Origin of the sequence: Reyranella sp., from assembly GCF_004297405.1 — a bacterium.
Classification (GTDB): Bacteria; Pseudomonadota; Alphaproteobacteria; order Reyranellales; family Reyranellaceae; genus Reyranella.
The window spans coordinates 94,255-117,808 of the sequence record NZ_SCVC01000032.1 but is presented as its reverse complement, the minus strand read 5'-3'; the positions used below and the strand labels follow the sequence as shown (position 1 = coordinate 117,808).

Genomic DNA, 23,554 nt, shown 5'->3' with positions numbered 1-23,554 from the left:
CTATTCCTGTTTCTTCGCGCGCTCGATCGCTTCCAGGATTTCCGTGAGGCCAGCCCAGTAGACGACCCCTTGCTTTTGCATTTCATGCCGGATCGTGCGGATCAGCCCCGCCTTCCGGATCATGAGATTGGCAAGCGCAATCTTCGCGTCGTCCTCGTTGGGCACAATTACCTCTACGCTGGGGTCTTCAAACGGGTTGCCGTCGCCACCGGGATGCTCGGAGAGCTAGTCCGTCGTGCCGGCGTTTCGCGCCCTCAATACGAAGCCCGTCGCACGAAACTGGGTATCCCGCTCGATCGCCGCACTGATCCTCGGGTCGTTGTTCGGATTGCTGAGCGCGATCAGCATATCGGTTTCGGGTTGGCAGGTCAGCGTTATCGTGCGCGCGATCTCGGACGCGCTCGAACTGCTGTTGAGGCTGGACGCGGCGTTCTTCGCCAGGCACGCGTCCCGAAGGGCATACTGGTCGTTGATCTTGGTGGCGAGGCGCGGATCCGAATAATTCGGGTACGCCCCGCAGCCGGCGAGCGATAGCAACATAATGGCAATCAGGGCACGCATCGCGGGCTCGGCTCCTGCACGGATAAGGCAACAAGGCCGCCGGACAGCGTCGGCCACAAGCCGATTTTACGCGGTCCACCCAAGCCAGCTCAAGCACCTAACGCGCGCTGCTCCATCCCCATGACCGATGAATGGCGGGCAGCCCCCACCTACGCCCAAAGTTATCCTGCCGGCGTCGTACGATGGCGCCATGGGGGCTCCTACTGACGCACTGCGCGTCAAATCCAATCAGAGGCTTTCGGCCCGAGAAGCCCTGGAAGTTTTCCCTTCAACAGCAGCCGCTCCACTGCCTGCAGCGCAAGCAGACTGATTGCGTCTCTGATCTCTCCCGCCTCGGCCATCTGAAACACCTGCTTCAGCGGCACCTTGCGGACCACCAGTTCTTCCGAGGGCTCCGGCGAGGCCTCGCCTTGAGACAGGTCCCAGGCCAGGAACACCATCGCACGTTCATCGGACACCGAATTGGAGAGATCGCACTCCAACAGCTTGTGCCAGCGCTCAGCCCGAAGGCCGGTTTCTTCCCGAAGTTCGCGTGCAATCGATTGCAGAGGATCGCCATCGAGCGAGCCACCACCTTCGGGAATTTCCCAACTGTATTCCTGGAGAGCGAACCGGTATTGGCCAACCAGGTAAGTGTTCCCCTCACGGTCGATCGGCAGCACCCCAAGCGCCAGGTTCTTGTACTGGACCGTTCCATAGATGCCGGGCGTGCCCGAAGGGGTGGTGACCTCGTGATGTGTGACCTTTATCCATCGGTTGTCATACACCTCGCGCTTCGACGCGACGCTCCAAGGACCTCTTCGCTCGATCAATTGCATCTCCTTCGTAACCCCCTCTTCGCACGAGCGAAGGCTGAAGGCAGCAATCAACGCAACGTCCTCGCGGCATTTGGAACGGGTCCATCAAAAGCTTCAGGATCGCGTATCGGCCTTGGTCGCGCGCAAGGACCTAGCGGCGGCATTTCGCCGTCTCAATGCCAACACGTCGTTGTCTGGACGACTTCGTATGAGAATTGGCGGAAGAGAGCGGGAGTCGAACCCACCCAGGACCGGCTAACGGCCCTCTCTGGCTTTGAAGGCCAGCCGCCCCACCGGGAGCGATTCTCCTCCAAGACCGATAATTCCCCATAATATGCGGACTGTCACGCGTCGACCGAAGGAAGTGTGTTTATGTCCATCGAACTGAAGTACGTCATTGCCAACGTGTCCGATCTTGCCGCCGCGGTCGCCTTCTGGCGCGACACTGTCGGCTTGAAGCTCAAGTTCCAGACGCCTGAATGGGCGGAATTCGATACCGGCACGACGCGATTGGCGCTGCAGCCCGCCTCCCCCGCCAATCCCGCCGGCACCTGGCAGCCCGGCCTGCGCGTGCCTGACCTTGCTGCCAAACGGGCCGAGCTCGCCGCGCACGGCATCGACATCGGCGCCGAGCCGCACGAGGAGCACGGGTTTCTCCTGTCGCTGTTCACCGGGCCCGACGGCGCCAAGGCCAGCCTCAGTGGCCCCGTGCTGAAGCCGCAGACCTAAGCAGTCGTCTCTGGGGCCGTCGTCGCTGGAGCTGTCGTCACTGGCCCGTAGCGACCGAGCTTCTGCGGCACAGTGCGCCTGAGATCGCCACGGCGGACAGTGATGCCCTGGCGGTCGAAGAATTCGAGAATCTGGATCGCGACCTTGCGGCCGTTGTCGAGCTTGTCGCGAAACTCCGCGGCGGTGAAGTCATGGTCGAAGGCGGCTGCGATGCCGATCATCTCGGCCACGGTCGGCCGCAGGAAATAATGATCCGGCGCCAGTTCGACGACCCGGCCGAGCTTGCCCAGTCGCTGCAGCAGCTTTCGGACATCCGGTTCCGACGCCCCATAGGCCTGGGCGAAATCGCGCACGCGAGGCGGCTTGAAGCGATCGCGCGTCATCTCAGCCGAGATCTTTTTCCAAAGCGCCTCGTCGCGCACACCCAGGACCAGCGAGTGGCCGGGTAGCCGCAGGAAGGGACCATCGACCACGACCGTCTTGGCGCGAACTTCCTGGTCGAGCAGAGCCTGAAAAACCGGGGCTGGCCAACGCTGTTTCAGGCCGACACGCAAGCGCTCCGCCTGAAGGCCCGGCGCATCGGGCTTGCTTTCGTGAAAGGCTTTCAACGTGTCGACGATATCCTGTCGGGCCTGGGCCAGCGTCGTGGCTAGAAAGCCGAAGCCCGCGAGGCCAACACCTTCGGCGGCCTGCAGCAGCTTCTCGACCTCGGCTGGACGCAGGTTGCGCGACTGGCCGAAGCGCGCGAGGTCGACATGGCCGGTATCCAGTCGCAGCAGCCGGGCAAGCGCTTCGCCATCGGCTTCGGCAAGAGCGCCAAGCTGGGCCAGACGACGCTCGGCACGCCGGTTGCGCGGTGGGCCGAAAGGATCGATCACCATCGCACCGGCAATCGTGCGCGTGGCCGAGGGATCTCTCAGAATCACGCGATCGCCAGCCAGCGCGCCCACCTTCTCCTCAAGAACGAGCTGCGCAAGCGACGTATCGGCTGGCGCGAGCTTGTCGCCTTCGAGCAGAGCAACACGCCCCATGACATGGGCGGCACCCATATGGACATGGACCGGCGACCAATGCTTCAGCGGATGCGCCTCCGAAGCCAGCAGGCTGAGCCGCACGTCGATTCGATCGGTCGGCGCATGCAGGTCGGGGCTCACCACCCAGTCACCGCGCCGGATCGCCTCCTTGGACAGCCGCGCACCCGTGAGGTTGAGGGCGCAGCGTTCGCCGGCCCGGCCGATCTCGGCAGGCCGGTTCTGCGCATGCAGCGAGCGCACGCGCGCCTCCAATCCCGACGGTGTCAGCAGCAAGCGGTCGTCGACCTTGATCTCGCCGGCATGGACGGTGCCCGTCACCACGACACCCGCGCCCGAGAGCACGAAGCAGCGATCGACGGCCAGGCGCGCAAAGCCCGAGGCGCCCTTGCCGCTTTCGCCCAAGGCCAGGAGCTTTGCCTTCAGTTCGTCGACGCCCTGCCCCGTCAGCGCCGAAACCGGGATGATCTCTGCGCCAGCCAGCGACGTCGATGACAGCAATGTCTCGACCTCGGCCATACGGTCGAGGATCTGATCGTCGTCGGCGAGATCGGCCTTGGTGAGGGCGACGATGCCGCGATCGAGGCCGAGCAGGTCGACGATCTGCAGATGTTCGACAGTCTGCGGCTTGATACCTTCGACCGCGGACACGACCAGCAAGGCAGCATCGATACCAGTGGCACCGGCCAGCATGTTGTGCACGAAGCGCTCGTGGCCCGGCACGTCGACGAAGCCGAGTTGATGGCCGCCGCCGAGATCGCTGTAGGCGTAGCCGAGATCGATGGTGATGCCGCGCGCCTTCTCTTCCTTGAGGCGATCGGCATCCACGCCGGTCAACGCCTTCACCAGCGCCGTCTTGCCGTGATCGATATGGCCTGCAGTCCCGACGATCATGGCAGCTTCTCCGCGGCGCGGCGTTCGGCTTCGGTACGTTGTGCCGGACGGGCGTGGCTCCGCGCCTCCCGCAGGAAGCCCACCGCCAACTCCCCTGCACCTCCGGCTTCTGCGCGCAGCAGCCAGTGCAAGGCTTCCACGACATCGCGCGGTACGCCTTTGCCGGCGAGATAGGCCGCCCCCAGCATCGCCTGTGCTTCGGCATGGCCCAGCCGAGCCGCGTCGCCCCACCAGCGCGCTGCGGCATCCGCATCGCGCTCGACGCCCAGCGCGTTGTGGTGAATGTCGCCCAGACGCGCCATCGCGGCAGCCCGTCCATGGGCCGCGGCTCTTTCCGCCCAATGGCGAGCGCCGAGATAGTCCTGAGGACAGCCACCGCCCAGCAGCTTCATCCAGGACAGCATGTCCTGCGCATCCGCATCGTCCTGCCGGGCCGCTTTCTCGTACCAAGCGGCCGCCTCGACCTGATCCTGCGGCACACCCCAGCCTTCGTAGTAGCAAAGCGCCAGGTTGCGCTGGCCGCCGACGTCACCCTGTTCGGCGGCGAGACGCAGCCACGCCGCCGCCTTGGCCGGATCGCGTTCGACACCACGGCCTTCGAGGAAGGCCGCGCCCATGTTGCTTTGGGCGCGCGCATGACCTGCCTGTGCCAGTGGCGCCCAGAGATCGAGCGCCATGCCATAGTCACCGCTCTTCCAAGCGGCGAGCGCATCGGTCATCTGGCGTTCCTGCGGCGGCGCGCGATCGAGGAGTTTAGCCAGCCACGCCATCGAACGTGTCCAGTTGCGCGGCAAAAGCTGCTTCATCGTCCAAAGTGCGCAGATCGAAGAAGAGCGTGCCGTCGGCGATGCGACCGATCACCGGGATGGGCAGCGCCCGAAAGGCATTGGCAATCTTGTCGAGGCCCTTGCCGCGGACGGCGAGCGCAAACGATGGCAGCAAGTCGACGGGCAGTGCGCCGGAGCCGATCTGCCCGCGCACCTCTTCGATTGAAGTCTGCAAACCTGCGAGCGCACGCGCGAAGGCGGGCAGCAGGCGCTCGGCCTGCGCCCTGATCTCGTCGGCAGAACGCGCCAGCGCACGGATGGTCGGCAAGCGTTCGACGAGCCGCGTCGGATCGGCGTAGAGCCGGAGCGTCGCCTCAAGGGCCGCCAGCCGTACCTTGTCGAGACGCAACGCGCGCTTCAGCGGATGCCGTGCGATGCGTTCGATGAGAGGGCGTCGGCCAACCAACAGCCCTGCCTGCGGTCCACCCAACAGCTTGTCGCCGGAGAAAGTGACGACATCGACGCCAGCCTCGATCGCCTCGCGGGCCGTGGGCTCATGCGGCAGGCCCCAGGTTTCGAGATCGGCCAAGGTGCCGCTGCCGAGATCCTCGATCAGCGACAGGCCCTTTTCGCGCGCCAGCGGCACCAGCTCCGCCGCAGCGACCGACTTGGTGAAGCCCTGGATCGCATAATTCGACGGGTGAACCTTCATGATAGCGGCCGTGTCCGGACCGATCGCCGCCGCGTAATCCTTCAGATGCGTGCGGTTGGTCGTCCCGACCTCGACGAGGCGGCACCCGGCATGCGCCATGATGTCGGGAATACGAAAAGCTCCGCCAATCTCGATCAGCTCGCCGCGCGAGACGATGACCTCACGACCGGCGGCCAGGGCGCCCAGTGCCAGCAGCACCGCGGCCGCGTTGTTGTTCACCGCGGTCGCCGCCTCCGCGCCGGTGAGCCGACAGAGCCAGGGCGCGATGTGCTGGTCGCGCTCGCCGCGCGCACCGCCGCCAAGGTCGTATTCCAGAGTGGTCGGCGAACGCATCGCCTCGACCGCTGCCGCGATCGCCTCCTCGGCGAGCACCGCGCGGCCAAGATTGGTATGCAGCACCGTGCCCGTGAGGTTGAACACCCGACGCTGCGAAGACTGCACCAGGCCGGCAAGGCGGGCCGCACACCAGCGCGCGCAGGCGATCTCATCAGCGACATCAGGCGTGCCGCGTTCGGCCTCCACCCAAGCGCGCAACGCTTCGATCACCAGGGGACGGCCTGCTCGCTCGATCAGCGACGCAAGGGCAGGCCAACCAGCCATACGGTCAATCGATGGAGGACGATTCTCGGGAGCGCCTTCGGCGCGGTCGGCACGCGACACGGTATTCTTCCTTGGTCTGGCTTGGCCGGACCGGACGTCCGACATCGCCGAAGATGACCTAGCTAGAGCAGCCGATCAATCGGCGTCGGTCGTGTCCATCACGCCCAGTACGAAGGGGTTGGGCACGCGGGCGAATCCCTCTTCACCCACCAGAACGTCGAGACCGAGCGAACCGAGATCGTCGGCCAACGGCTCCAGAGCCTTTGCACTCTCCAGATAAAAGACCTTCGAGTAGCCTTGGCAGGTCTCGCAGCATTCCGCCCGGAGGAAGCTCGTTCCAGCAAGATTGCGGAAGGAAATCTTGTCCGTAGAGCCGCAATGGACGCAGCGCACGCGGACATAACGCCAGGCCGTTGCGCAGAGCGAGCAATGCAGATGGCGGTGTCCAAACTTGGTGCCGCCCGGCGAGATCATTCCTGCCACGGGAGGCGAGCCGCAGGCCGGACAGGCGCCGCTGTCGCCTTCGGCGTCGCCGAGATCGGCCACGTCGAGCAGTGCAGCCATACGCGTCCAGGCCACTTGCAAGGCAGCCGCGACGAACACCGCCTGTGCGGCCTCCTGTGGCCGCACGCTGCCATCGAGGAACCGTCCGGCCAACACTTCGAGATCGGCTTCCGAGGCACCTTCGAGGGCTCGCCGCGCCGCTTCGGCGGCTTCCGGCAACAGCGCGCGATCAATGCCCGCGAGGATGTGCGAGAGGGCGACGCGCCAGCTCGCATCACGGGTCCAGAGCGTTGGATCGAGCGGTGCACGGCCAACCAGTTTCGCCTTGGCGATCTCGGCTGCCCCCGGCAGAGAGCCCGGCGGCAGATCGTGAAGCGCCGCCTCCTGGGCAGTAACGAGCGCGGCGACCATGCGCAGGAAGCCTTCGAGTTCATGCCCTTCGGCCAACACCGCAAGCCGCTCGGCACGTCGGACAAAAACCGTAGTGAGATCTGGCAGGCGAACAGGATCGCTCTGGGCGATGTCGCCCAGCGTGCTTTCACCGAAGGCCGTCGTAGGGGTACGCGGAGGTTTACTCAGGACTTCTTGACCTCCTGGCGGAACCACTTGCGATGATGCTTCCAGCTCCAGCCGCGCGTCACCGAACCTCGTGTCATGGCGCGCAGTGTACCCTTCACCCAAATCGCCGCATAGACATGGACGATCCAGATCAGGATGGCGCCGATGGCGCACAGCGCATGGACCACCGCCGCCAGCCGCTTCTGGTCAATCGTCGTGTAGTCCTCGAAATAGACATCCCAGAGCACGATCCCGCTGCCGAACAGCAGCAGGATCAGGATGCTCTGGCCCCAGAAGACGAGCTTCTGGCCGGCATTGTACTTGCCGAGTTCGGGGAGTCCCTCTTCGTTGTTGTTAATCACCTTGCCGAGGTTCTTCATCCAGACCGTATCTTCACGCTTCCAAAAGTTGAGCGTGAAGAAGCGAAAGAACAGGCCGAGGAAGCTGATCGCCAGCACCACGCCGATCCAGGGATGGATAGCGCGAGTCGCCTGCCCGCCGCCAAACAGGTTGGTGAGGAAGAACAGCGACGGATGGAACAGCGCCATCCCGCTCAACGCCAGCAGGATCAACGATACAGCGGTGATCCAGTGGTTGATGCGGGCGGCCGTCGTATAACGCGCGACGACGTTCTTGTCCTCGCTCATGCACCCTTGCCTTTGGCCATCTCGTCGGCCTTGCGTTCATCGGTGTCGGAGACTTCGTTCGGTCCCTTGGTGATGTAGTGCAGGAAACCGAAGACGCCGGCGAAAGCGATTGCGGCGAGCGACAGCGGCTTCATGACTCCCTTCCAGAACCCGACCATTGGGCTGATCCGGGGATCATCGGGCAAACCGGCATAGAGTGACGGCTGATCAGCGTGGTGCAACACGTACATGACGTGCGTGCCACCGACGCCCGGCGGATTGTAAAGGCCCGACTTCTGGAAGCCGCGCGACTTCAGGTCGGCGATACGATGCTCGGCATGGACGATCATGTCCTCCTTGGAGCCGAAGTAAATCGCCTGTGTCGGGCAGACCTTGGCGCAGGCCGGCGCCTGGCCGACCGAGACACGGTCGACGCAGAGGGTGCACTTGTAGGCCTTGCGATCGACCTTGGAGATGCGCGGTACGTTGAAGGGGCAACCCTTCACGCAATAACCGCAACCGATGCAGTTCTCCGACACGAAATCGACGATGCCGTTCGTGTATTGCACGATCGCACCGGGCGCCGGGCAGGCTTTGAGGCAACCCGGATCATCGCAATGCATGCAGCCATCCTTGCGGATCAGCCACTCGAGGTCGTCACCGCGCTCGTACTCCGTGAAGCGCATCACGGTCCATGAGGTCGGTGTCAGATCGGTCGGATTGTCGTAGGTGCCGTCGGTGTAACCGATCGGCGCCTTGAGATCGTTCCACTCCAGGCACGCGGCCTGGCAGGCCTTGCAGCCGATACACTTGCTGACATCGATCAGCTTGGCGACCTGGATTGCCGACTGACGGACCTGCGGCGGCGCTTCGGTCGAAGCGGAGCGGCGGCGGATGTCGAGGGATTGCATGGTAGCCATTTTCTGCCCTCCTCCGCCTAGGCAACCGCCGGCGACTGCGCCGGTGGCGTGGTTTTCTTCACGTCGACCAGGAACGCCTTGTATTCCGGCGTCTGGACGCTGGCGTCACCGACCGGCGGCGTCAGCACGTTCATCGGGTGTGCCTTGCGGGTGAGACCGACGAAGCCGTAGTGGATCGGTATGCCCAGCACGTCGCAGGGCTTGCCGTCGACCATGATCGGCCGCAGCCGTTTGGTCACGCAGGCCTTAGCCTTGATCGAACCGCGCTGGCTCGTGACCTCGACCCAGTCGCCGTCCTTGACCCCCTTCGCCTTAGCCAGCCGCTCGCCCATCTCGACGAACAGCTCTGGCTGCAGGACCGCGTTGGTATGCGCGTTCTTGGTCCAATAGTGGAAGTGTTCGGTGAGACGGTAGCTGGTCGCCACGATCGGGAACTTGTCGGGTTTGCCGAACGCCTTCGCGTCAGCCGCAAACACCCGGACGACCGGATTGGTCGTCACCTTGGGATGCAGCGGATTGGCGATGTAGGCGTCCATCGGCTCGTAATGCTCAGGGAACGGGCCGTCCGGCAGGGCCGTCCGCGCAAACAGGCGGGCGGTGCCTTCGGGGTTCATGATGAACGGACCGACCGCCTTGTCTGGCGCTACGGTGGGCGCGTAGTCGGGCACGTCGGGTCCCGTCCAGCGCGAGCCGTTCCACCATACGTACTTCTTGCGCTCGCTCCACGGCTTGCCATTGGGATCAGCCGAGGCGCGATTGTAGAGAACGCGGCGATTGGCCGGCCAGGCGAAGCCCCAGTTGGAGAACACGCCCCTGCCGGTCGGATCGCTCGCGTCGCGGCGCATCGACATGTTGCCGGCCTCGGTATAGACGCCGGTGTAGATCCAGCAGCCGCTCGCCGTCTTGCCGTCATCGCGCATGACGCCGAAGTTCGGCAGGAGCTGGCCGGCACGCAATAGCAGCTTCGAGGGATCGGCCGGATCGGGCACATCCTCGACGGCGTAGCCGTTGATCTCCTTCAATACCTCCGCTGGATCAGGGTTACGCGGGTTGGAGTAGTTCCAGGTGAGGTTCAGGATCGGATCGGGAAACGCCCCACCGTCCTTGGCATAGGCTGTCTTCAGGCGATGGAAGAGATCGGACATGATCTCGATGTCGCTGCGTACCTCACCTGGGCCTTCCGCCGCCTTCCAGTGCCACATGATCACGCGGCTGGAATTGGTGGCGCTGCCTTCGTCTTCGGCGAAGGTCGTCGTCGGCAGGACGATGACCTCGGTCTGGATCGCCTTTGGATCGACGTTGTTGTATTCGCCGTGGTTCTCCCAGAAACGCGCCGTCTCGGTCTCGAGCGGATCGATGACGACCAGCCATTTGAGCTTGGAGAGACCTGCCTGCACCTTGGTCTTGTCCGGCGCGGCCATCATCAGGTTCAGGCCCTGGCAGAACAGGCCGGTCATCTGACCCGCTGCCATCAAGTCGACGATCTTCAGCGTGTCGTAGCCCGTGTCGAACTTGGGCAGATAGTCGTAGGCCCAATCATTGTCCTTGGTCGCGGCCGCGCCGAAGAAACTCTTCTGCTGGCTGACGAAGAACTTGCCGTAGTTCTGCCAGAAGCTCGTCTGCCCCGGCCGGATCGGCTTGAAGGCACGCGACTTCATGTAATCGGCGAAGGTCGTTTCCTTCTCCGTCGGCAGCACGAGATAGCCCGGCGTCGAGGTCGAAAGCAGGGCGAGGTCGGTGATGCCCTGCACGTTGGAGTGCCCGCGCAGCGCGTTCACACCGCCGCCCGGCATGCCCATGTTGCCCAGCAGGAGCTGGATCATGGCCATAGAGCGGATGTTCTGGGCGCCGGTCGTGTGCTGCGTCCAGCCCAGCGCATACATCGACGTCATCGTGCGATCGGGTGTCGAAGTCGTGCCGATCATCTCGCAGATCTTCAGGAACTTGTCCTTCGGCGTACCGCAGATGCGCTCGACCATCTCGGGCGTATAGCGCTCGACATGGGCCTTCAGCAGGTTGATGACGCAACGCGGGTCCTGCAGGGTCTCGTCGACCTTGGCCATTCCCTGCTCGTCGAACTCGTAGTCCCAGCCCGAACGATCCACATAGGCCTTGCGGCCTTCATCGAAGCCCGAGAACAGCCCGTCCTCGAACTTGTAGCCCGCCTTCACGAGATAGGAGGCATTGGTATAGGCCTTGGTGTACTCCTGCTGGATCTTGTTGTTGCCCAGCAGGTAGCGCATCACGCCCGAGAGGAACGCGATGTCCGTACCCGGCCGGATCGGCGCATAGACATCGGCTACAGCCGCCGTGCGCGTGAACCGCGGATCGACCACGATCAGCTTGGCGCCATTGTTGGCCTTGGCTTCGACCACCCATTTGAACCCGCAGGGATGGGCTTCGGCGGCGTTGCCGCCCATGACCAGAACGAGATCAGTGTTCTTGATATCGTTCCAGGAGTTCGTCATCGCGCCACGTCCGAATGTGGGGCCAAGACTGGCCACCGTCGGTCCGTGTCATATTCGGGCTTGGTCTTCCAAACCCAGCAGCCCGGTCGCCCGCACCAGCTTGTAGGTGAGGTAGCCCGCTTCGTTGCTTTGCGACGAAGTGCCGAAGAAGCCGGTCGTCAGCCAGCGATTGACCGTGACACCGTCGCGGTTCTTGGCGATGAAGTTCTTGTCGCGATCCTCTTTCACCAGCTTGGCGACGCGATCCATCGCGACATCCCAGGAGATGCGCTCGAACTTGTCGGAGCCCGGCTTGCGCACCATGGGATACTTGAGGCGGTTGGGGCTGCGCACAAAGTCGAGCGCTGCTGCACCGCGCGGACAGAGCGTGCCGCGATTCACCGGATGGTCCGGGTCGCCTTCGATATGGATGATCTCCGAGCGCGCGTTCTTCGAGCGGTCGCCCATCGTGTAGATCAGGACGCCGCAGGCAACGGCGCAGTAGGGACAGGCATTGCGGGTCTCGGTCGCCCGTTCCAGCTTGAAGGGCCGGACGCCAGCGGCAAGCGCCTCACCTGCTCCCGTGAAACCAAGTGCACCGACCGAAGATGCGGCGAGGCCGGCAGCGCTCACCTTCATGAATTGCCGACGTGTGACGGCCATGAGCAGCTCCATCCCTAATCGGCGCTTGTTGGCACTGAGTGCCTTTTAGTTATGCGCCGTACCGGATAGTGAAACGCTGCAGTGCCAGGGAATCAATAAAAATACGTTTGCAATTGTCAAATTTCGGCGAGCCGATGGAAGACCCTCCGACTTCGCACTGCACAATAGTTCGTAGGGTTTCTCCAGTTCCTAAGGCTTCTTCTGGAGCCCCCAAGTCTCGGCAAGCAACTCTGCTATCCGGGCGGCGAGCAACCGGTTGCCGAGGCTCTCGCCATCGGGCGCCCGCACGACATGGATATGGTCGGCGTAGATCGTACCTTTCTGGTCGGCGAACACATCCGCCAGGTTGTAGATCGGCAGGCCACGCTCGCGGAGCGTCATCATGCCTGCCGTCATCCGTCGGTAGAGATCGCGGTAGCCGAGGTCACCAACCACCCGCTTCTCCTCCTCGGTCAGCACCTTGTCGATGGCCGGCGCCGGCTGGAGGAAAAAGGCCGACTTCACGCCGTTGTCGCGCGCCACGGCGTCGGTCGCCCGCCAGTACTTCTGAAACAGCTCGAGCTGGACAGCAAAGGCCTTTGGCGGGTCGGCGCGAATATTGTCGGGCATGTGGAAGATGCTGTTCAGCGTCGTTTTCTTGCTCGACTTGAAGATGTCCTTGCCCTTGGCCGCCTGCTCGATGCCGCGCACGACCATGTAGGCGGCATGAGAACGGCCGAGGACCGGATTGAGGGCGAGCGATCCGGCAATGCGACCCATCACCCAGCCGATCGCCGCATCGCCGAAATTCTCGTCGGCCACGAACGGATTGACGTCGATGAAGTTGCTGAGCGGGCGCTCCAGCCGCTCCTCGGCGCCGGGCCAGAAGAAATAGTGCTCGTTGAAGCCACCCAGCACGGCCACGGCATCGACCGACGACGCATAGAGCGAGAACAGGATGAAGGGCTGCGGCTCCTTCCAGGCGCCGTCACCGCCATTCAACACCATGAACGGTTTGCCGTTGGGGCTGACGTACTTGTTGTTGAGCTCCTGCTCGAGATAGCGCGGCGCCGGCGGTTCTCCGTTCTGCCCGAGCTGCGAAGCCACCGACCCGCCGGTCAGCATCACGACATAGCGGTCGGTGGGTTTGACCGTGGGATAGTCCGGACCGTAGAGGCCGACATTGTTGACCCAAGGCTGGCCGCAGGGCGGGTTGGCGTGATGGACGAACCCGACATAGGGATGGGGAAACAGCGTATCGACGTAGCGGCAGGACGTACCCTTGGTGGCGTCGCGCACGTACGTGTTCTGCGTGCGCTCGAACAGCTCAGCCGCCGGTGTGTAACGACCATCCTCGACGTAAAGCCATGCAATCGCCGTGACCTCGAGGACGGCAAGCGCGAAGACGATGCCGATGAGGGTGGTTATCCAACCAAAGATACGCTGCTTCATCCTCTTGCCGTCGGTTTCTAGATTACTGCCCCGTCACGTCTTGCCAGTCACTTCTTGGCGTTCTGGATGGCCTGCCAGACGCGATGCGGGCTTGCCGGCATCTCGATGCTGCGCACGCCGAGCGGCCACAGCGCATCCATGATCGCGTTCATGACCGTGGGCGTGGAACCCACTGTCCCTGACTCACCGACACCCTTGGCGCCGACTGGATTGGTCTTGGCTGGCACGGTATCGTCCAGCGTGTTGTTGAAGGTCGGGAAGGTGTCGGCGCGCGGCATGGCATAGTCCATGAACGAGCCGGTGATGAGCTGACCAGTCTCACGGTCGTAGACGTTCTCCTCGAGCAGCGCCTGACCGATGCCCTGGGCGCAGCCGCCATGAATCTGACCGAAGACGATCGGGCGGTGCAACGGCTTGCCCACGTCGTCGACCGTCGTGTAGCGCTTCAGCTCCACCCGGCCAGTATCGGGATCGATCTCGACTTCACCGACATGCGCGCCGTTCGGCCAGGCGATCCCGTCGACCGTGTTCACGTTCTCGATGAAGATGCGCTTGTCGGGCTGGCGCGCTGCCAGATCACCCAAGCCAATGGCGCGGTCGGTGCCGGCAATGGTGAAGCGGCCCGCGGCATAGACGATGTCGGCCGTGGCCGCCTCCAACGCGTCGGCCGCCAGCTCCTTGCCCTTGTCGACCAGCTTCTCGCTGCCCGTCAGCACGGCCGAGCCGCCAATATAGGCCGAGCGCGAGCCCATGGAGCCGACACCGCCGACGCAATCGGAATCGCCCATGGCGATCTCGATCTTGGACGGATCGATGCCCAGCAGTTCCGAAGCGAGTTGGGTGAAGCTGGTCTGCAGTCCCTGCCCCATGCCCTGGGTGCCCATCCAGATCGTGACCTTGCCGTCTTCCTTGACCTCGTAATGCGCCATCTCGTTCATGACGTTGGCCGAGGTCCATTCGACGTAAGAGGCGAGCCCGCGGCCATAGAGCTTGCCGCGCTTCTCGGCCTCGGCCTTGCGCGCTTCGAAGCCCTTCCAGTCGGAGGCCTCCAAGGTCTTGGTCAGGAACAGGTCGAAGTCGCCGGAATCGTACTTCTCACCCATCGCCGTCGTGTAGGGCATCTGGGAGGGCTTCACGAAGTTGCGCCGCCGCAGTTCAGCCGGATCCATGCCGATCTGCCGTGCGGCCGTGTCCATCAGGCGCTCGAGGTTCAGGATGCACTCCGGGCGACCAGCGCCGCGATAGGCGCCGATGGTGGCCGAGTTGGTGATCACGGCATTGAGTTTCAGGTCGACGACGGGAATGTCGTAGGTGCCGGTCGTCACCTTGGGGCCGACGAACAACGGGATCACCACGCCGGCGCGCGCCGGATAGGCGCCGATGTTGGCGAAGGCTTCCATGCGGAGCGCCAGGATGCGGCCATCCTTGTCCAGGGCCAGCGAAGCCTTGTGGAGCTGGTCACGGCCGGCGGTGGTGGCGGCAAACTCCTCGCTGCGCTCGGCCCGCCACTTCACAGGGCGCTTCAGCACCTTGGCCACCCACACTGCGACGGACTCGTCGGGCTGGATGCCGACCTTCATGCCAAAGCCGCCGCCGATATCGCGGACCAGCACGCGGATCTTGTCCTTCGGCATCTTGAGGATGACATCGGCCAGCGTGTCGCGCGTTACCGAGGGATTCTGGCTGCCGATATGGACGATCAGCCGGTCGGCCTCCCACTCCGCCATGACGGCGCGCGGCTCCATCGCGTTCACGATCAGCCGCTGGTGCATGATATCGAGCGAGATAACGTGCGCCGCCGCCTTGAAGGCTTCGTCGGCCTTAGCCGAATCGCCGAAGCGGTTGAAACCGACCAGATTGCCGGGGGCGCCCTGCCACACCTGCGGCGCGCCGGGCTTCAGCGCATCCTCGATGGTCGAGACCGAGGGCAGAGGATCGTAGTCGACTTCGACCAATTCGACGGCGTCCTGCGCCTGGCCGTGGGTTTCGGCCACGATCGCCACCACCGCTTCGCCGACATAGCGCACGACTTCGTGCGCCAGCGACCGGCGCGGTGTCATCTCGGGCTTGCTGCCATCGGCATTGGGGAACATCGCGGGGAAGGAGAAATCGCCCGCCCCCTCCTTGGCCATGTCATCCCATGTGAAGACGGCGACCACACCCGGCGCCTTCTTGGCCTCCGCCGTGTCGATCCGGGTGATTTTTGCATGGGCATGCGGAGAACGGACCAGCACCACATGGGCCTGGTTCGGGCGGGTGAGATTGTCGGTAAAACCACCGGTGCCGGTCAGAAGCCGGTCGTCTTCTACACGCTTGATGTACTGAGCCTTGCCGAACACCGCCATACGCCGCTCCTGTCGCTCTCCGCCCCTGGGTCGGGGCGGACTATAGCGGCGAGGTTGCGTCCGACAAGCGCGGCATCAATGCCGCAGGCTGGGCATTTCCGGCAGGGTCACGATGCGGATGCCGGCGGCCTCCAGGCCTTCGCGGACGGCCTTCGAGACCGTCACGGCGGTCGGGCCGTCGCCATGCACACAGATCGAGTCGACCTGGCAGGGGATGCGCTTGCCGGAGGTGGCGTAGATCGCCTGTTCGTCGACCATGCGACGGACATGGGCCACCGCCTGGGCGGGGTCCTTGATCATGGCATTGGCTTCCTTGCGCGGCGTCAGGAAGCCCGCGTCGGTGTAGGTCCGGTCGGCGAAGACCTCCTCGGCGACACGCAGCCCATGCTTGCGAGCCGCCTTGCCCTGCTCGGTATTCGCCTGGGCAAGGAAAATAAGATCACGGTCGACCGCCTTGGTGGCGCGGGCGATGGCCTCCGACATCTCGGCGCTCTCTGCCGACATGTTGCCCATCATGCCGTGCGGCTTGATGTGCGTGACCTTCATGCCGTGCAGCGCCGAGATCGCCTGCAGGGCACCCAGCTGGTAGGCGATGTTGGCCTCCAGCTCCTTGGCCGAAAGGTTGATCACCCGTCGCCCGAACCCCTGCAGGTCGGCGAAGCCGGGATGGGCACCGACCGAGACGCCGTTGGCCGCACAGAGCTTCACCGTGTCCATCATCACAGTGGGGTCGCTGGCATGGAAGCCACAGGCGACGTTGGCCGATTTAACGATTTTCAGGACCTCGACGTCGTTGCCCATAACCCAGGGACCGAAGCTCTCGCCGAGGTCGGAGTTGATGTTCACGTGTCCGGCGTTGGTGGCGGCCATGGGAGACTCCTCAGATCGAAGCCGTTATCCTAGCAGATGTGAGCGTACGGTACTTATCCTGCGGTGACACCGCCTTCACTGTCGAATTCGGCAACGAGATCTCCCCAGAGATCAACGGACGTGTGATGGCGTTGCATACCGCCATTGTGCAGGCGCGGGACGCCGGCGAAATCCCCGGCATCGTCGAGACGGTGCCCACCATGCGGTCGCTCATGGTGACCTACGATCCGATGGCAATCTCGCGCGCCGAACTGCAGCCGCAGGTCGACGCGCTGGTTGCGCGCGGCCTGCCGGCCGGCATGAAGAGCCGCCAGGTCACCGTCCCCTGTTGTTACGACGATCCCGAATTCGCGCCCGACCTCGAGGAGGTGGCGGAGCGCACCAAAAAGACGACCGACCAAGTGATCGCCGATCACCTCGCTTCGTCCTTCAAGGTCTATGTGCTGGGGTTCATGCCCGGCCTCGCCTATGTCGCCGGGCTCGATCCCTCCCTCTTCCTGCCGCGCCGGTCGCAGCCGCGCGTGCGTGTGCCGCGCTCCTCTGTGGCCATCGCCATGGACATGACCACCATCTATCCCTTCGAGAGCCCGGGCGGCTGGCATCTGATCGGCCGTACGCCGCTCTGGATGTTCGACCAGCGGCGCGAGCAGCCGGTCTTCCTGGCCCCAGGCGATTCGCTCTCCTTCCAGCGCATCGACCGCAAGACCTACGATCGCATCGCGCGCGAGGTCGAAGCCGGCTCCTTCGACTGGTCGACCTTGGTGAAGAGCAAATGACCGCCGCTCTTAAAGTAGTGCGCGCCGGCCTGTTCGACACTTTGCAGGACCTGGGCCGCATGGGCTTCATGGCGCTCGGCATGCCTACGGCGGGCGCAATGGACCGGATTGGGCTCACGCTCGCCAATGCGCTGGCCGGCAATCCTGCCTCCACGGCAGGGTTGGAGATCGGTGTCATGGGCCCCGACCTGCTGGTCGAAGTCGACAGCGTGCGCGTGGCGCTCGTCGGGCCTCTGTCGCCCTCCCTGATCGAAGGCCCCGACGCGCCACCGAAGCCGCTGGAAAGCGATCGCAGCCATCTCCTGAAGCGCGGCCAGATCCTGCGTGTCGGCATGATCGAGGGGGCGAGCACTGCCTATCTCACGGTGGCCGGTGGCTTCGCGCTGCCGCCTTTCATGGGCAGCCTGTCGACCTATTCGCGTGCCGGCATCGGTGGCTTCGAAGGCCGCAAGCTCGCGGCCGGCGATGCCTTGCCGCTCGCGCGCGAAACGGCGCCAGGCGGCGATGAGCGCAAGCTCGGACAGGCGTTCGACTACGGCAGCGGCCCGATCCGCATCGTGTGGGGGCCGCAGGAGGATTACTTCTCCGAGGCCGGACGGCGGACGTTCGTCGAAGCCGAATACCGCGTCTCCAAGGAAGCGGACCGCATGGGCATCCGCTTCGAGGGTCCGGTGATCGAGCACGCCGTCGCCGTCGACAAGGGCGGCGCCGACATCATCTCCGATGGCATCGGCCCAGGCGCCATCCAGGTGCCAGGCGCCGGCCTGCCGATCGTGCTGCTGGCCGACCGCCAGACTGTCGGCGGCTACCCGAAGATCGCTACCGTGGCCTCGGTCGACCTGCCGCGGCTCGGCCGTCTGCTGCCAGGGCAGGCAGTCCATTTCGCTGCCGTCGCTGTCGAGGAAGCCGAGAAGCTGCGGCGCGACCAGGAAGCGCGCCTACAGCGTGCCATCGCGGGCTTCGTCGTCGCCCGGCCGGCCGGCGGCATCGACCTCGTGAAGCTCTACGAAGAGAATCTGATCGACGGCGTGGTTTACGACCGGCTGTCGGACTGACCACTCTGGCGCGACCAGAGTTCGAGCTGATCGAGAATCCGGACCAGCTCTTTGCCTGCGAGTGACAAGGCGTAAGTCACGCCCCGAGGGAAAGTCGCGATCGACGAGCGCAGGATCAAGCCGCGCTCTTCCAGGCCATCCAAACGCTCAGACAGCACCTTTGGCGCAATGCCGGGCAAGAGCGCCGCCAGCTCGCCATGTCGCTTCGCGCCTCCCTGCAGATGCCAGAGGATGAGCGCGTTCCATCGGTGACCGAGAAAGCCAAGCCACGCCTCCACCGGACACTCGGCGGGTCGGCGCCGTGCAGGCTGATCGAGAGGCGTCCTCTTTACCGCTGCGCTGGCCGCCATGCGTGCAGTCCTTCCCGTTTGGTTAGCTTCGACCGGACGTGGTTACTCATGGCTCGACCAGCGAGGAAATCATTATGACCGTCACCGATCCACGCCAGATGAACGAAGCATTCGCGCGTACCTTCAACGACCGCAACATAGGCAGGCTGCTTGCCTTCTACGAGTCCGACGCGGTGCTCCGGGTCGATGGCAGCGACAAAGACCTGATCGGAACCGACGCCATTGCGGGTGAACTTCAGCAACTGCTGCAGATGCCCGGCACGATGACGTCGAGGAACAACTTCTGCGTCGTGCAGGGTAATCTTGCCTTGCTGCGTGCCGATTGGGAGCTTGTCGATGACAAGGGAACCATCATTGTCTCCGGCAGCTCCGCCGAACTCGTGCGCCGACAATCGGATGGCCGCTGGCTCTACGTCATCGACCACGCGATGGGGGCCGGACTGCCACGCGTTCGCTGATGCTCAAATGTCCTCGCGATAGACGATCGTCGTAAACCCTTCCTGTTCCGTGGGTGGTTGGAAGTAACTCGTGATCGTGTTGAACTCGGCATCGCTTGCGGTGAACTCGTGGGTGCCGGCAGCATTTCGCTGCCGCAGCCGGGCTTTGCAGACATCATCCGGTAGATCGAGGAAATGAAGCCGATGCTCGGCGCCGGCGCCCTCGAAGATCGTCCGCATCCACTCTCTGTTGCTGACGGTGTTAGCAGGAAAGTCGAGCACGATCGACAGGCCCGCCTTGAGCAGCGCCTCGATATGGCCGCTCATGGCCTTGCGCAGCCTGCCGGAATAGCGGGCATAATCGGCGACGGTCTTCAGCTCCTCGCCGTAAAGGCGAGACAGCCAATGGTCCTCGCTCACGAGCACCGTGGCCGGCGCGTCGGCAAGCCTGGCGGCAAGCGTGGATTTGCCGGCGGCGATCTTGCCGCAAATCATATGCAGGATTGGTCCTTGAGCAGGCATTAGTCATATCCAGGTCTTGCCGGCGCGTTTCGTCCATCGACCCGGCGGGCCCGCGAGAGCACCTTTCACCATAGCGACCGACCGGTGCCGTTTGCTACGAACATCGGAACGACGAACGAAGGGAACGCAGGACATGAGCTGGCAACCCGAAATGGACGAGCTGCGGCGGCGTCAGGAAATGACGAAGCGCATGGGCGGCGCCGACAAGGTGAAGCGCCAGCACGACGGCGGCCGCCTGACCGTGCGCGAGCGCATCGACCGGCTGGTCGATGACGGCTCCTTCCGGGAGATCGGCAGCGTCGCCGGCAAGGCCGAATATGACGGCCGCAACGATCTCGTCGACCTCACGCCCGCCAATGCCGTCATGGGCCGGGCCCGCATCGACGGCCGTCCCGTGGCCGTCACCGGCGACGACTTCACCGTGCGCGGCGGCTCGGCCGACGCGACGATCAAGGAAAAGGACATCTTCATCGAGCGCTTCGCCAACCAGTATCGTGTGCCGCTGGTGCGCATGATCGAAGGCTCGGGCGGCGGCGGTTCGGTGAAGACCATCGAGACCACGGGCCGTGCCAACGTGCCGGGCGTGCGCGGCTGGGAATGGGTTGTGCAGAACATGGGCACGGTGCCGACGGTCGGTCTGGGCCTCGGCTCGGTGGCCGGGCTCGGCGCCGCGCGGCTTGCCGCCACGCACTTTTCGGTGATGGTGAAGGAAGTGTCGGCGATGTTCGTCGCCGGACCGCCGGTCGTAAATCGGCTGAGCCCCAAGCAGTTCGACAAGCAGGAACTCGGTGGTTGGGAAATCCAGTTACGCGCCGGCGCGATCGATGAAGCTGCCGACAGCGAGGACGAGGCCTTTGCCTGTGCCCGACGCTTCCTGTCCTACATGCCCTCCTCGGTCGACGAAGCCCCGGCACGCGGGACGCAGACCGACGATCCGAAGCGTCGCGAGGAGTCGCTGTTCGAGGCCATCCCGCGCGACATCCGCAAGGTCTATCGCATCCGCCCAATCGTCGAGAAGATCGTCGACAAGGGCAGCTTCTTCGAAATGGGCAAGCTCTACGGCCGCTCGGTCGTCACCGGCCTCGCGCGTGTCGATGGCTGGCCGGTGGCCGTGATGGCGAGCGACCCGATGTTCTATGGCGGCGGCTGGACGGCCGACGCTTGCCAGAAGGTCGCGCGCTTCGTCGACCTTGCCGAGACCTTCCATTTGCCGGTCGTCTACTTCTGCGATTGCCCCGGCTTCCTGATCGGCCTCGAGGCCGAGAAGAGCGGCGTCATCCGCCAGGGCGTGCGCACCATGTCGGCGATGTTCCAGTCGACCGTGCCCTGGTGCACCTTCATCATCCGCAACGCCTTCGGCGTGGCAGGCGCTGCCCACCAGAACGGCTCGCGTCTCAACTGGCGCTATGCCTGGCCGTCGGGCCGCTGGGGCTCGCTGCCGCTCGAAGGCGGTATTGAAGCCGCCTATCGCGCCGATCTCGACGCCGCGCCCGACCGCAAGGCCAAGATGGAAGAGATCGAGGATCGGCTGAACAAGCTGCGTTCGCCGTTCCGCAGCGCCGAGAGCTTCTGGATCGAGGAGATCATCGATCCGCGCGACACGCGCCAGGTCCTCTGCGAGTTCGTCGAACTGGCTGCTCCCGTACGCGGGTCGGGCCGCTCGTCGATGTGGATGCGGCCCTAGAGCCGCACCTCAATCCCGCCAGATGAAGGGGCCGAGTGGATAGGGCTTGGCCGGCGGGAAGGGTTGCCAGCTATCGAAATTGTTCGGCGGCGCGATGATGCCGTCGCCGCGCTTGGAGCGCAGCACCAGGCTCTGGCTGGGCAGGATCCAGGGCTCGACCAGAAGATCCAACGGCGGCTTGGCAAGCGGCGTGTTCTCATAGGCAATGACGCCGCTCTGTTCCCGCACGATCGTGCGTACCGTCTGGAGGTAGTTGCGCCACTCCAAGGTCAAGAACGCATCAGTAGGCACCACGGCGAGAACCATCAGCAAGCCGAAGCCCATCAGCCGGCGGGCCGCTTCCGGCCGCCGCAGTTCCCGGAACGCGGCGATCCTGTCGGCCAGGGGTGATTTATAGATCCAGATGAGCACGGCGATCGTAGCGACCACCAGGCCCGCCATGCTGCGCGCCACGTACTGCGACTTGGCATGTGGCCGCACCAACGTGTCGGTGAGCATCAGCAGCGGCGAGAAGACCAGCAGCACCAAGAAGAAGGCGGCAAATAGGTAAGGTTTAGGTGTTGAGAGATCGGCCGGCCGGACGATTGCCCAGATGACGATCACGAGTGCCGCGAGCAAGGTCAGGTCGAACTGCACGTTCTGCCAGGCGTTGAGCACCGTCGCGGCCGTCTTGCTGAGATGATCCTGCGAAAACGGGTAAATGAGCGAGTCGGCAGCGACGACGGTACCGCCGAGAAACAGCAAGGTCGCGAGGATGTGCAGCGTCGTGGCGAATCGGGGCCGCTCCGGCGCGCGACGAATACACCAGGCGATCATCAAGGCGACCAGCGGGCCGCAATAGATCATCACTTCATAAGTACGGAAGCTCAGCACGCCGGCCGCGAACAGAAACGCGCCGTCAGTCACCGTCAGCCGCTCCGCCGTCATCAGCCGTACGGTGACGGCGATCACGACGGCAAAAGCGGTGTTGTATTCGCCGACGATGAAGAAGGACGTCGTCATGAAGACAACGCCGATCACGGCCATGACGGCAGCCAACAGGACCGGGTCATGCCGCACCCGTGTCAGGGCGATGTGGTAAAAAGCGGTCGGCAGGGCCAGGAGCCCAAGCGACAGGAGCTTGGCCAGGAGATGGAGGTCGGTGACCCCCAGGAAGAGCGCGATGATGGCCGGGAGCTGCCCCAGAACCATTGCGTAGAGCCGCGGCCCGTAGAAGTCGAAGAACCACTCGCGGCGAGCAATCTGCACGAGGAATGCCGATCCGTCGACGAACAGCCCCCGGCACTCCCAGCTATGCCAGAGCACAAGAGTCCAGAGCAGACCGACAGTGGTCCTGTACGCGATTGTAGTTGTTGGCATTTTCCGGCGTTCGGGGCTCTACAGGACGGTTGCCACGGGTGCAAGCGTTGACGGCTTGCGGCAGCGAGGGGGCACTGTTAGCAAGGCGCCGCAAACGAGGATCGACGATGCTCAATTGGGAGAAAATCGACGCCATTCCGGGCTGGTTCATGTTCCAGTCCTACTGCGTCTGGCGCGCCCTGCTCGACCAACAGGCCGGCACCGCCGGCGATCTGTTCGAGATCGGCGTGTGGCGCGGCCGTTCGGCGTCGGTTCTGGCGGCCTACCGCAAGGGCAACGAGAAGCTCTATCTGTGCGACCTCAGGCTCGACGAGCCGGCGGTGCGCCGCTCGATCGAATCGGTCGGAGCAAGGCCCGAGAATATCGTGCCCCTCTCCGGTCCCTCGGCCGACCTGCCGGCCAAGCTCGACCTGCAGGCGATGCACCAGACGGTGCGCTGGTTCCATATCGACGGCGAGCACACCGGCACGGCGGTCTACCGCGAACTCGAGTTCGCCAACCGCATCGTCAACACCGACGGTATCGTGGTGATCGACGACTTCTTCTCGCCGCGCTATCCGGCCAACACGACGGAAGTGATCCGCTACCTCGAGAAGAATCCCTTCCATTTCCGCCTGCTCGCCGTCGGCTTCAACAAGGGCTATCTCTGCCGCCCCGAGAGCCTACCGCGCTACATGGATTTCATGGCGTCGGGCATGTCGCGTACCCTCTCCGGCTACGGCGCCAAGACGACGATCTTCAAGACGACCGGACCGTGGGACACCGATGCGGTCGGCATCACAGACTATGTCGAGGATGCCGGCGCCATCGCCGGCCCCGACAACGAGCCGCAACGCTGGCACATGATGCGGACCCGCCATGTCTGGGGGCCCCTGCGCCACCTGCAGAACGGGTGGCGGATGCTGCGCGGCTAGGA

At 64.2% G+C, this 23,554-nt stretch carries 22 protein-coding genes and 1 tRNA gene; 6 read left to right on the top strand and 17 right to left on the bottom strand.

What is annotated here, in order from left to right:
* The 4 genes from EPO50_RS20600 to EPO50_RS20585 all read right to left on the bottom strand — a co-directional run bounded on the left by EPO50_RS20600 (nucleotide 1) and on the right by EPO50_RS20585 (nucleotide 1,670).
* Nucleotides 1-165 carry a hypothetical protein gene (locus tag EPO50_RS20600; protein ID WP_296346979.1) on the bottom strand — a complete coding sequence of 55 codons (165 nt, stop codon included), beginning with the start codon at nucleotides 163-165 and terminating at the stop codon, nucleotides 1-3.
* Nucleotides 166-225: 60 nt separating this feature from the next.
* A complete protein-coding gene (locus EPO50_RS20595; protein ID WP_296346976.1) occupies nucleotides 226-561 on the bottom strand; it encodes a hypothetical protein in 336 nt (111 codons plus the stop codon).
* 218 nt (nucleotides 562-779) lie between these two features.
* The gene (locus EPO50_RS20590) at nucleotides 780-1,379 is read right to left on the bottom strand and encodes an NUDIX hydrolase (protein ID WP_296346974.1); all 600 of its coding nucleotides are present in this window, start codon (nucleotides 1,377-1,379) and stop codon (nucleotides 780-782) included.
* A gap of 195 nt (nucleotides 1,380-1,574) precedes the next feature.
* Nucleotides 1,575-1,670 (bottom strand) — tRNA-Sec (locus tag EPO50_RS20585).
* Nucleotides 1,671-1,730: 60 nt separating this feature from the next.
* Between EPO50_RS20585 and EPO50_RS20580 the strand changes: the two genes are divergently transcribed.
* Entirely contained in the window at nucleotides 1,731-2,087 is a 357-nt protein-coding gene (locus EPO50_RS20580) for a VOC family protein (protein ID WP_296346972.1), read from the top strand.
* Here the strand turns inward: EPO50_RS20580 and selB are convergent.
* From selB to EPO50_RS20530, 10 genes are all read right to left on the bottom strand, one after another.
* Complete coding sequence (gene selB, locus EPO50_RS20575) at nucleotides 2,084-4,012, bottom strand: selenocysteine-specific translation elongation factor (RefSeq protein ID WP_296346971.1); 1,929 nt, start codon at nucleotides 4,010-4,012, stop codon at nucleotides 2,084-2,086. The two genes, EPO50_RS20580 and selB, sit on opposite strands and share 4 nt — an antisense overlap.
* Complete coding sequence (locus EPO50_RS20570) at nucleotides 4,009-4,782, bottom strand: tetratricopeptide repeat protein (RefSeq protein WP_296346969.1); 774 nt, start codon at nucleotides 4,780-4,782, stop codon at nucleotides 4,009-4,011. Before EPO50_RS20570 ends, selB begins: the two co-directional genes overlap by 4 nt.
* A complete protein-coding gene (selA, locus tag EPO50_RS20565) occupies nucleotides 4,766-6,151 on the bottom strand; it encodes an L-seryl-tRNA(Sec) selenium transferase (RefSeq protein WP_296346968.1) in 1,386 nt (461 codons plus the stop codon). The genes EPO50_RS20570 and selA overlap by 17 nt, the downstream gene beginning before the upstream one ends.
* Before the next feature lie 75 nt (nucleotides 6,152-6,226).
* Nucleotides 6,227-7,201 carry a formate dehydrogenase accessory protein FdhE gene (fdhE, locus tag EPO50_RS20560; protein WP_296346967.1) on the bottom strand — a complete coding sequence of 325 codons (975 nt, stop codon included), beginning with the start codon at nucleotides 7,199-7,201 and terminating at the stop codon, nucleotides 6,227-6,229.
* Nucleotides 7,171-7,800, bottom strand: a complete 630-nt coding sequence (locus EPO50_RS20555) for a formate dehydrogenase subunit gamma (RefSeq protein ID WP_296346965.1) — start codon at nucleotides 7,798-7,800, stop codon at nucleotides 7,171-7,173. Before EPO50_RS20555 ends, fdhE begins: the two co-directional genes overlap by 31 nt.
* A complete protein-coding gene (fdxH, locus tag EPO50_RS20550) occupies nucleotides 7,797-8,699 on the bottom strand; it encodes a formate dehydrogenase subunit beta (RefSeq protein ID WP_296346963.1) in 903 nt (300 codons plus the stop codon). The genes EPO50_RS20555 and fdxH overlap by 4 nt, the downstream gene beginning before the upstream one ends.
* A gap of 17 nt (nucleotides 8,700-8,716) precedes the next feature.
* Nucleotides 8,717-11,809, bottom strand: a complete 3,093-nt coding sequence (gene fdnG / locus EPO50_RS20545; RefSeq protein ID WP_296346961.1) for a formate dehydrogenase-N subunit alpha — start codon at nucleotides 11,807-11,809, stop codon at nucleotides 8,717-8,719.
* Nucleotides 11,810-11,998: 189 nt separating this feature from the next.
* Complete coding sequence (locus tag EPO50_RS20540; protein WP_296346959.1) at nucleotides 11,999-13,240, bottom strand: hypothetical protein; 1,242 nt, start codon at nucleotides 13,238-13,240, stop codon at nucleotides 11,999-12,001.
* A 47-nt stretch (nucleotides 13,241-13,287) separates the two neighbouring features.
* Nucleotides 13,288-15,585 carry a xanthine dehydrogenase family protein molybdopterin-binding subunit gene (locus EPO50_RS20535; RefSeq protein ID WP_296346958.1) on the bottom strand — a complete coding sequence of 766 codons (2,298 nt, stop codon included), beginning with the start codon at nucleotides 15,583-15,585 and terminating at the stop codon, nucleotides 13,288-13,290.
* A 75-nt stretch (nucleotides 15,586-15,660) separates the two neighbouring features.
* Nucleotides 15,661-16,455, bottom strand: a complete 795-nt coding sequence (locus EPO50_RS20530) for a LamB/YcsF family protein (protein ID WP_296346956.1) — start codon at nucleotides 16,453-16,455, stop codon at nucleotides 15,661-15,663.
* 38 nt (nucleotides 16,456-16,493) lie between these two features.
* On the opposite strand from EPO50_RS20530, the gene pxpB reads away from it, so the two are divergent.
* Together pxpB and EPO50_RS20520 are read left to right on the top strand one after the other, a co-directional pair.
* Complete coding sequence (gene pxpB / locus EPO50_RS20525) at nucleotides 16,494-17,231, top strand: 5-oxoprolinase subunit PxpB (RefSeq protein ID WP_296346953.1); 738 nt, start codon at nucleotides 16,494-16,496, stop codon at nucleotides 17,229-17,231.
* Entirely contained in the window at nucleotides 17,228-18,286 is a 1,059-nt protein-coding gene (locus tag EPO50_RS20520; protein WP_296346951.1) for a biotin-dependent carboxyltransferase family protein, read from the top strand. Before pxpB ends, EPO50_RS20520 begins: the two co-directional genes overlap by 4 nt.
* On the opposite strand, the gene EPO50_RS20515 is transcribed toward EPO50_RS20520, so the two are convergent.
* Nucleotides 18,265-18,636, bottom strand: a complete 372-nt coding sequence (locus EPO50_RS20515) for a helix-turn-helix domain-containing protein (RefSeq protein ID WP_296346949.1) — start codon at nucleotides 18,634-18,636, stop codon at nucleotides 18,265-18,267. The two genes, EPO50_RS20520 and EPO50_RS20515, sit on opposite strands and share 22 nt — an antisense overlap.
* Before the next feature lie 74 nt (nucleotides 18,637-18,710).
* Between EPO50_RS20515 and EPO50_RS20510 the strand changes: the two genes are divergently transcribed.
* Nucleotides 18,711-19,094 carry a nuclear transport factor 2 family protein gene (locus EPO50_RS20510; RefSeq protein ID WP_296346947.1) on the top strand — a complete coding sequence of 128 codons (384 nt, stop codon included), beginning with the start codon at nucleotides 18,711-18,713 and terminating at the stop codon, nucleotides 19,092-19,094.
* A 3-nt stretch (nucleotides 19,095-19,097) separates the two neighbouring features.
* On the opposite strand, the gene EPO50_RS20505 is transcribed toward EPO50_RS20510, so the two are convergent.
* Nucleotides 19,098-19,595, bottom strand: coding sequence for an ATP-binding protein (locus EPO50_RS20505; protein WP_296346946.1), 498 nt, complete (start codon nucleotides 19,593-19,595; stop codon nucleotides 19,098-19,100).
* A 133-nt stretch (nucleotides 19,596-19,728) separates the two neighbouring features.
* Between EPO50_RS20505 and EPO50_RS20500 the strand changes: the two genes are divergently transcribed.
* The gene (locus EPO50_RS20500; RefSeq protein ID WP_296346944.1) at nucleotides 19,729-21,279 is read left to right on the top strand and encodes an acyl-CoA carboxylase subunit beta; all 1,551 of its coding nucleotides are present in this window, start codon (nucleotides 19,729-19,731) and stop codon (nucleotides 21,277-21,279) included.
* Between the two features lie 9 nt (nucleotides 21,280-21,288).
* Here the strand turns inward: EPO50_RS20500 and EPO50_RS20495 are convergent, their stop codons facing one another.
* A complete protein-coding gene (locus EPO50_RS20495; RefSeq protein WP_296346943.1) occupies nucleotides 21,289-22,638 on the bottom strand; it encodes a hypothetical protein in 1,350 nt (449 codons plus the stop codon).
* Nucleotides 22,639-22,745: 107 nt separating this feature from the next.
* Here EPO50_RS20495 and EPO50_RS20490 point away from each other — a divergent pair, with 107 nt between their 5' ends.
* Nucleotides 22,746-23,552, top strand: a complete 807-nt coding sequence (locus EPO50_RS20490) for a class I SAM-dependent methyltransferase (RefSeq protein WP_296346941.1) — start codon at nucleotides 22,746-22,748, stop codon at nucleotides 23,550-23,552.
* The last annotated feature ends 2 nt before the right edge of the window (nucleotides 23,553-23,554 follow it).

Excerpts from the sequence above, each read along its gene's own strand:
- EPO50_RS20570 (WP_296346969.1), bottom strand. The coding sequence starts at position 4,782 with ATGGCGTGGCTGGCTAAACTCCTCGATCGCGCGCCGCCGCAGGAACGC.
- EPO50_RS20495 (WP_296346943.1), bottom strand. The coding sequence starts at position 22,638 with ATGCCAACAACTACAATCGCGTACAGGACCACTGTCGGTCTGCTCTGG.
- EPO50_RS20505 (WP_296346946.1), bottom strand. The coding sequence starts at position 19,595 with ATGCCTGCTCAAGGACCAATCCTGCATATGATTTGCGGCAAGATCGCC.
- EPO50_RS20540 (WP_296346959.1), bottom strand. The coding sequence starts at position 13,240 with ATGAAGCAGCGTATCTTTGGTTGGATAACCACCCTCATCGGCATCGTC.
- EPO50_RS20515 (WP_296346949.1), bottom strand. The coding sequence starts at position 18,636 with ATGGCGGCCAGCGCAGCGGTAAAGAGGACGCCTCTCGATCAGCCTGCA.
- EPO50_RS20500 (WP_296346944.1), top strand. The coding sequence starts at position 19,729 with ATGAGCTGGCAACCCGAAATGGACGAGCTGCGGCGGCGTCAGGAAATG.
- EPO50_RS20535 (WP_296346958.1), bottom strand. The coding sequence starts at position 15,585 with ATGGCGGTGTTCGGCAAGGCTCAGTACATCAAGCGTGTAGAAGACGAC.
- fdxH (WP_296346963.1), bottom strand. The coding sequence starts at position 8,699 with ATGGCTACCATGCAATCCCTCGACATCCGCCGCCGCTCCGCTTCGACC.
- selB (WP_296346971.1), bottom strand. The coding sequence starts at position 4,012 with ATGATCGTCGGGACTGCAGGCCATATCGATCACGGCAAGACGGCGCTG.
- EPO50_RS20490 (WP_296346941.1), top strand. The coding sequence starts at position 22,746 with ATGCTCAATTGGGAGAAAATCGACGCCATTCCGGGCTGGTTCATGTTC.
- EPO50_RS20595 (WP_296346976.1), bottom strand. The coding sequence starts at position 561 with ATGCGTGCCCTGATTGCCATTATGTTGCTATCGCTCGCCGGCTGCGGG.
- EPO50_RS20580 (WP_296346972.1), top strand. The coding sequence starts at position 1,731 with ATGTCCATCGAACTGAAGTACGTCATTGCCAACGTGTCCGATCTTGCC.
- EPO50_RS20510 (WP_296346947.1), top strand. The coding sequence starts at position 18,711 with ATGACCGTCACCGATCCACGCCAGATGAACGAAGCATTCGCGCGTACC.
- EPO50_RS20520 (WP_296346951.1), top strand. The coding sequence starts at position 17,228 with ATGACCGCCGCTCTTAAAGTAGTGCGCGCCGGCCTGTTCGACACTTTG.
- EPO50_RS20590 (WP_296346974.1), bottom strand. The coding sequence starts at position 1,379 with ATGCAATTGATCGAGCGAAGAGGTCCTTGGAGCGTCGCGTCGAAGCGC.
- EPO50_RS20555 (WP_296346965.1), bottom strand. The coding sequence starts at position 7,800 with ATGAGCGAGGACAAGAACGTCGTCGCGCGTTATACGACGGCCGCCCGC.
- EPO50_RS20530 (WP_296346956.1), bottom strand. The coding sequence starts at position 16,455 with ATGGCCGCCACCAACGCCGGACACGTGAACATCAACTCCGACCTCGGC.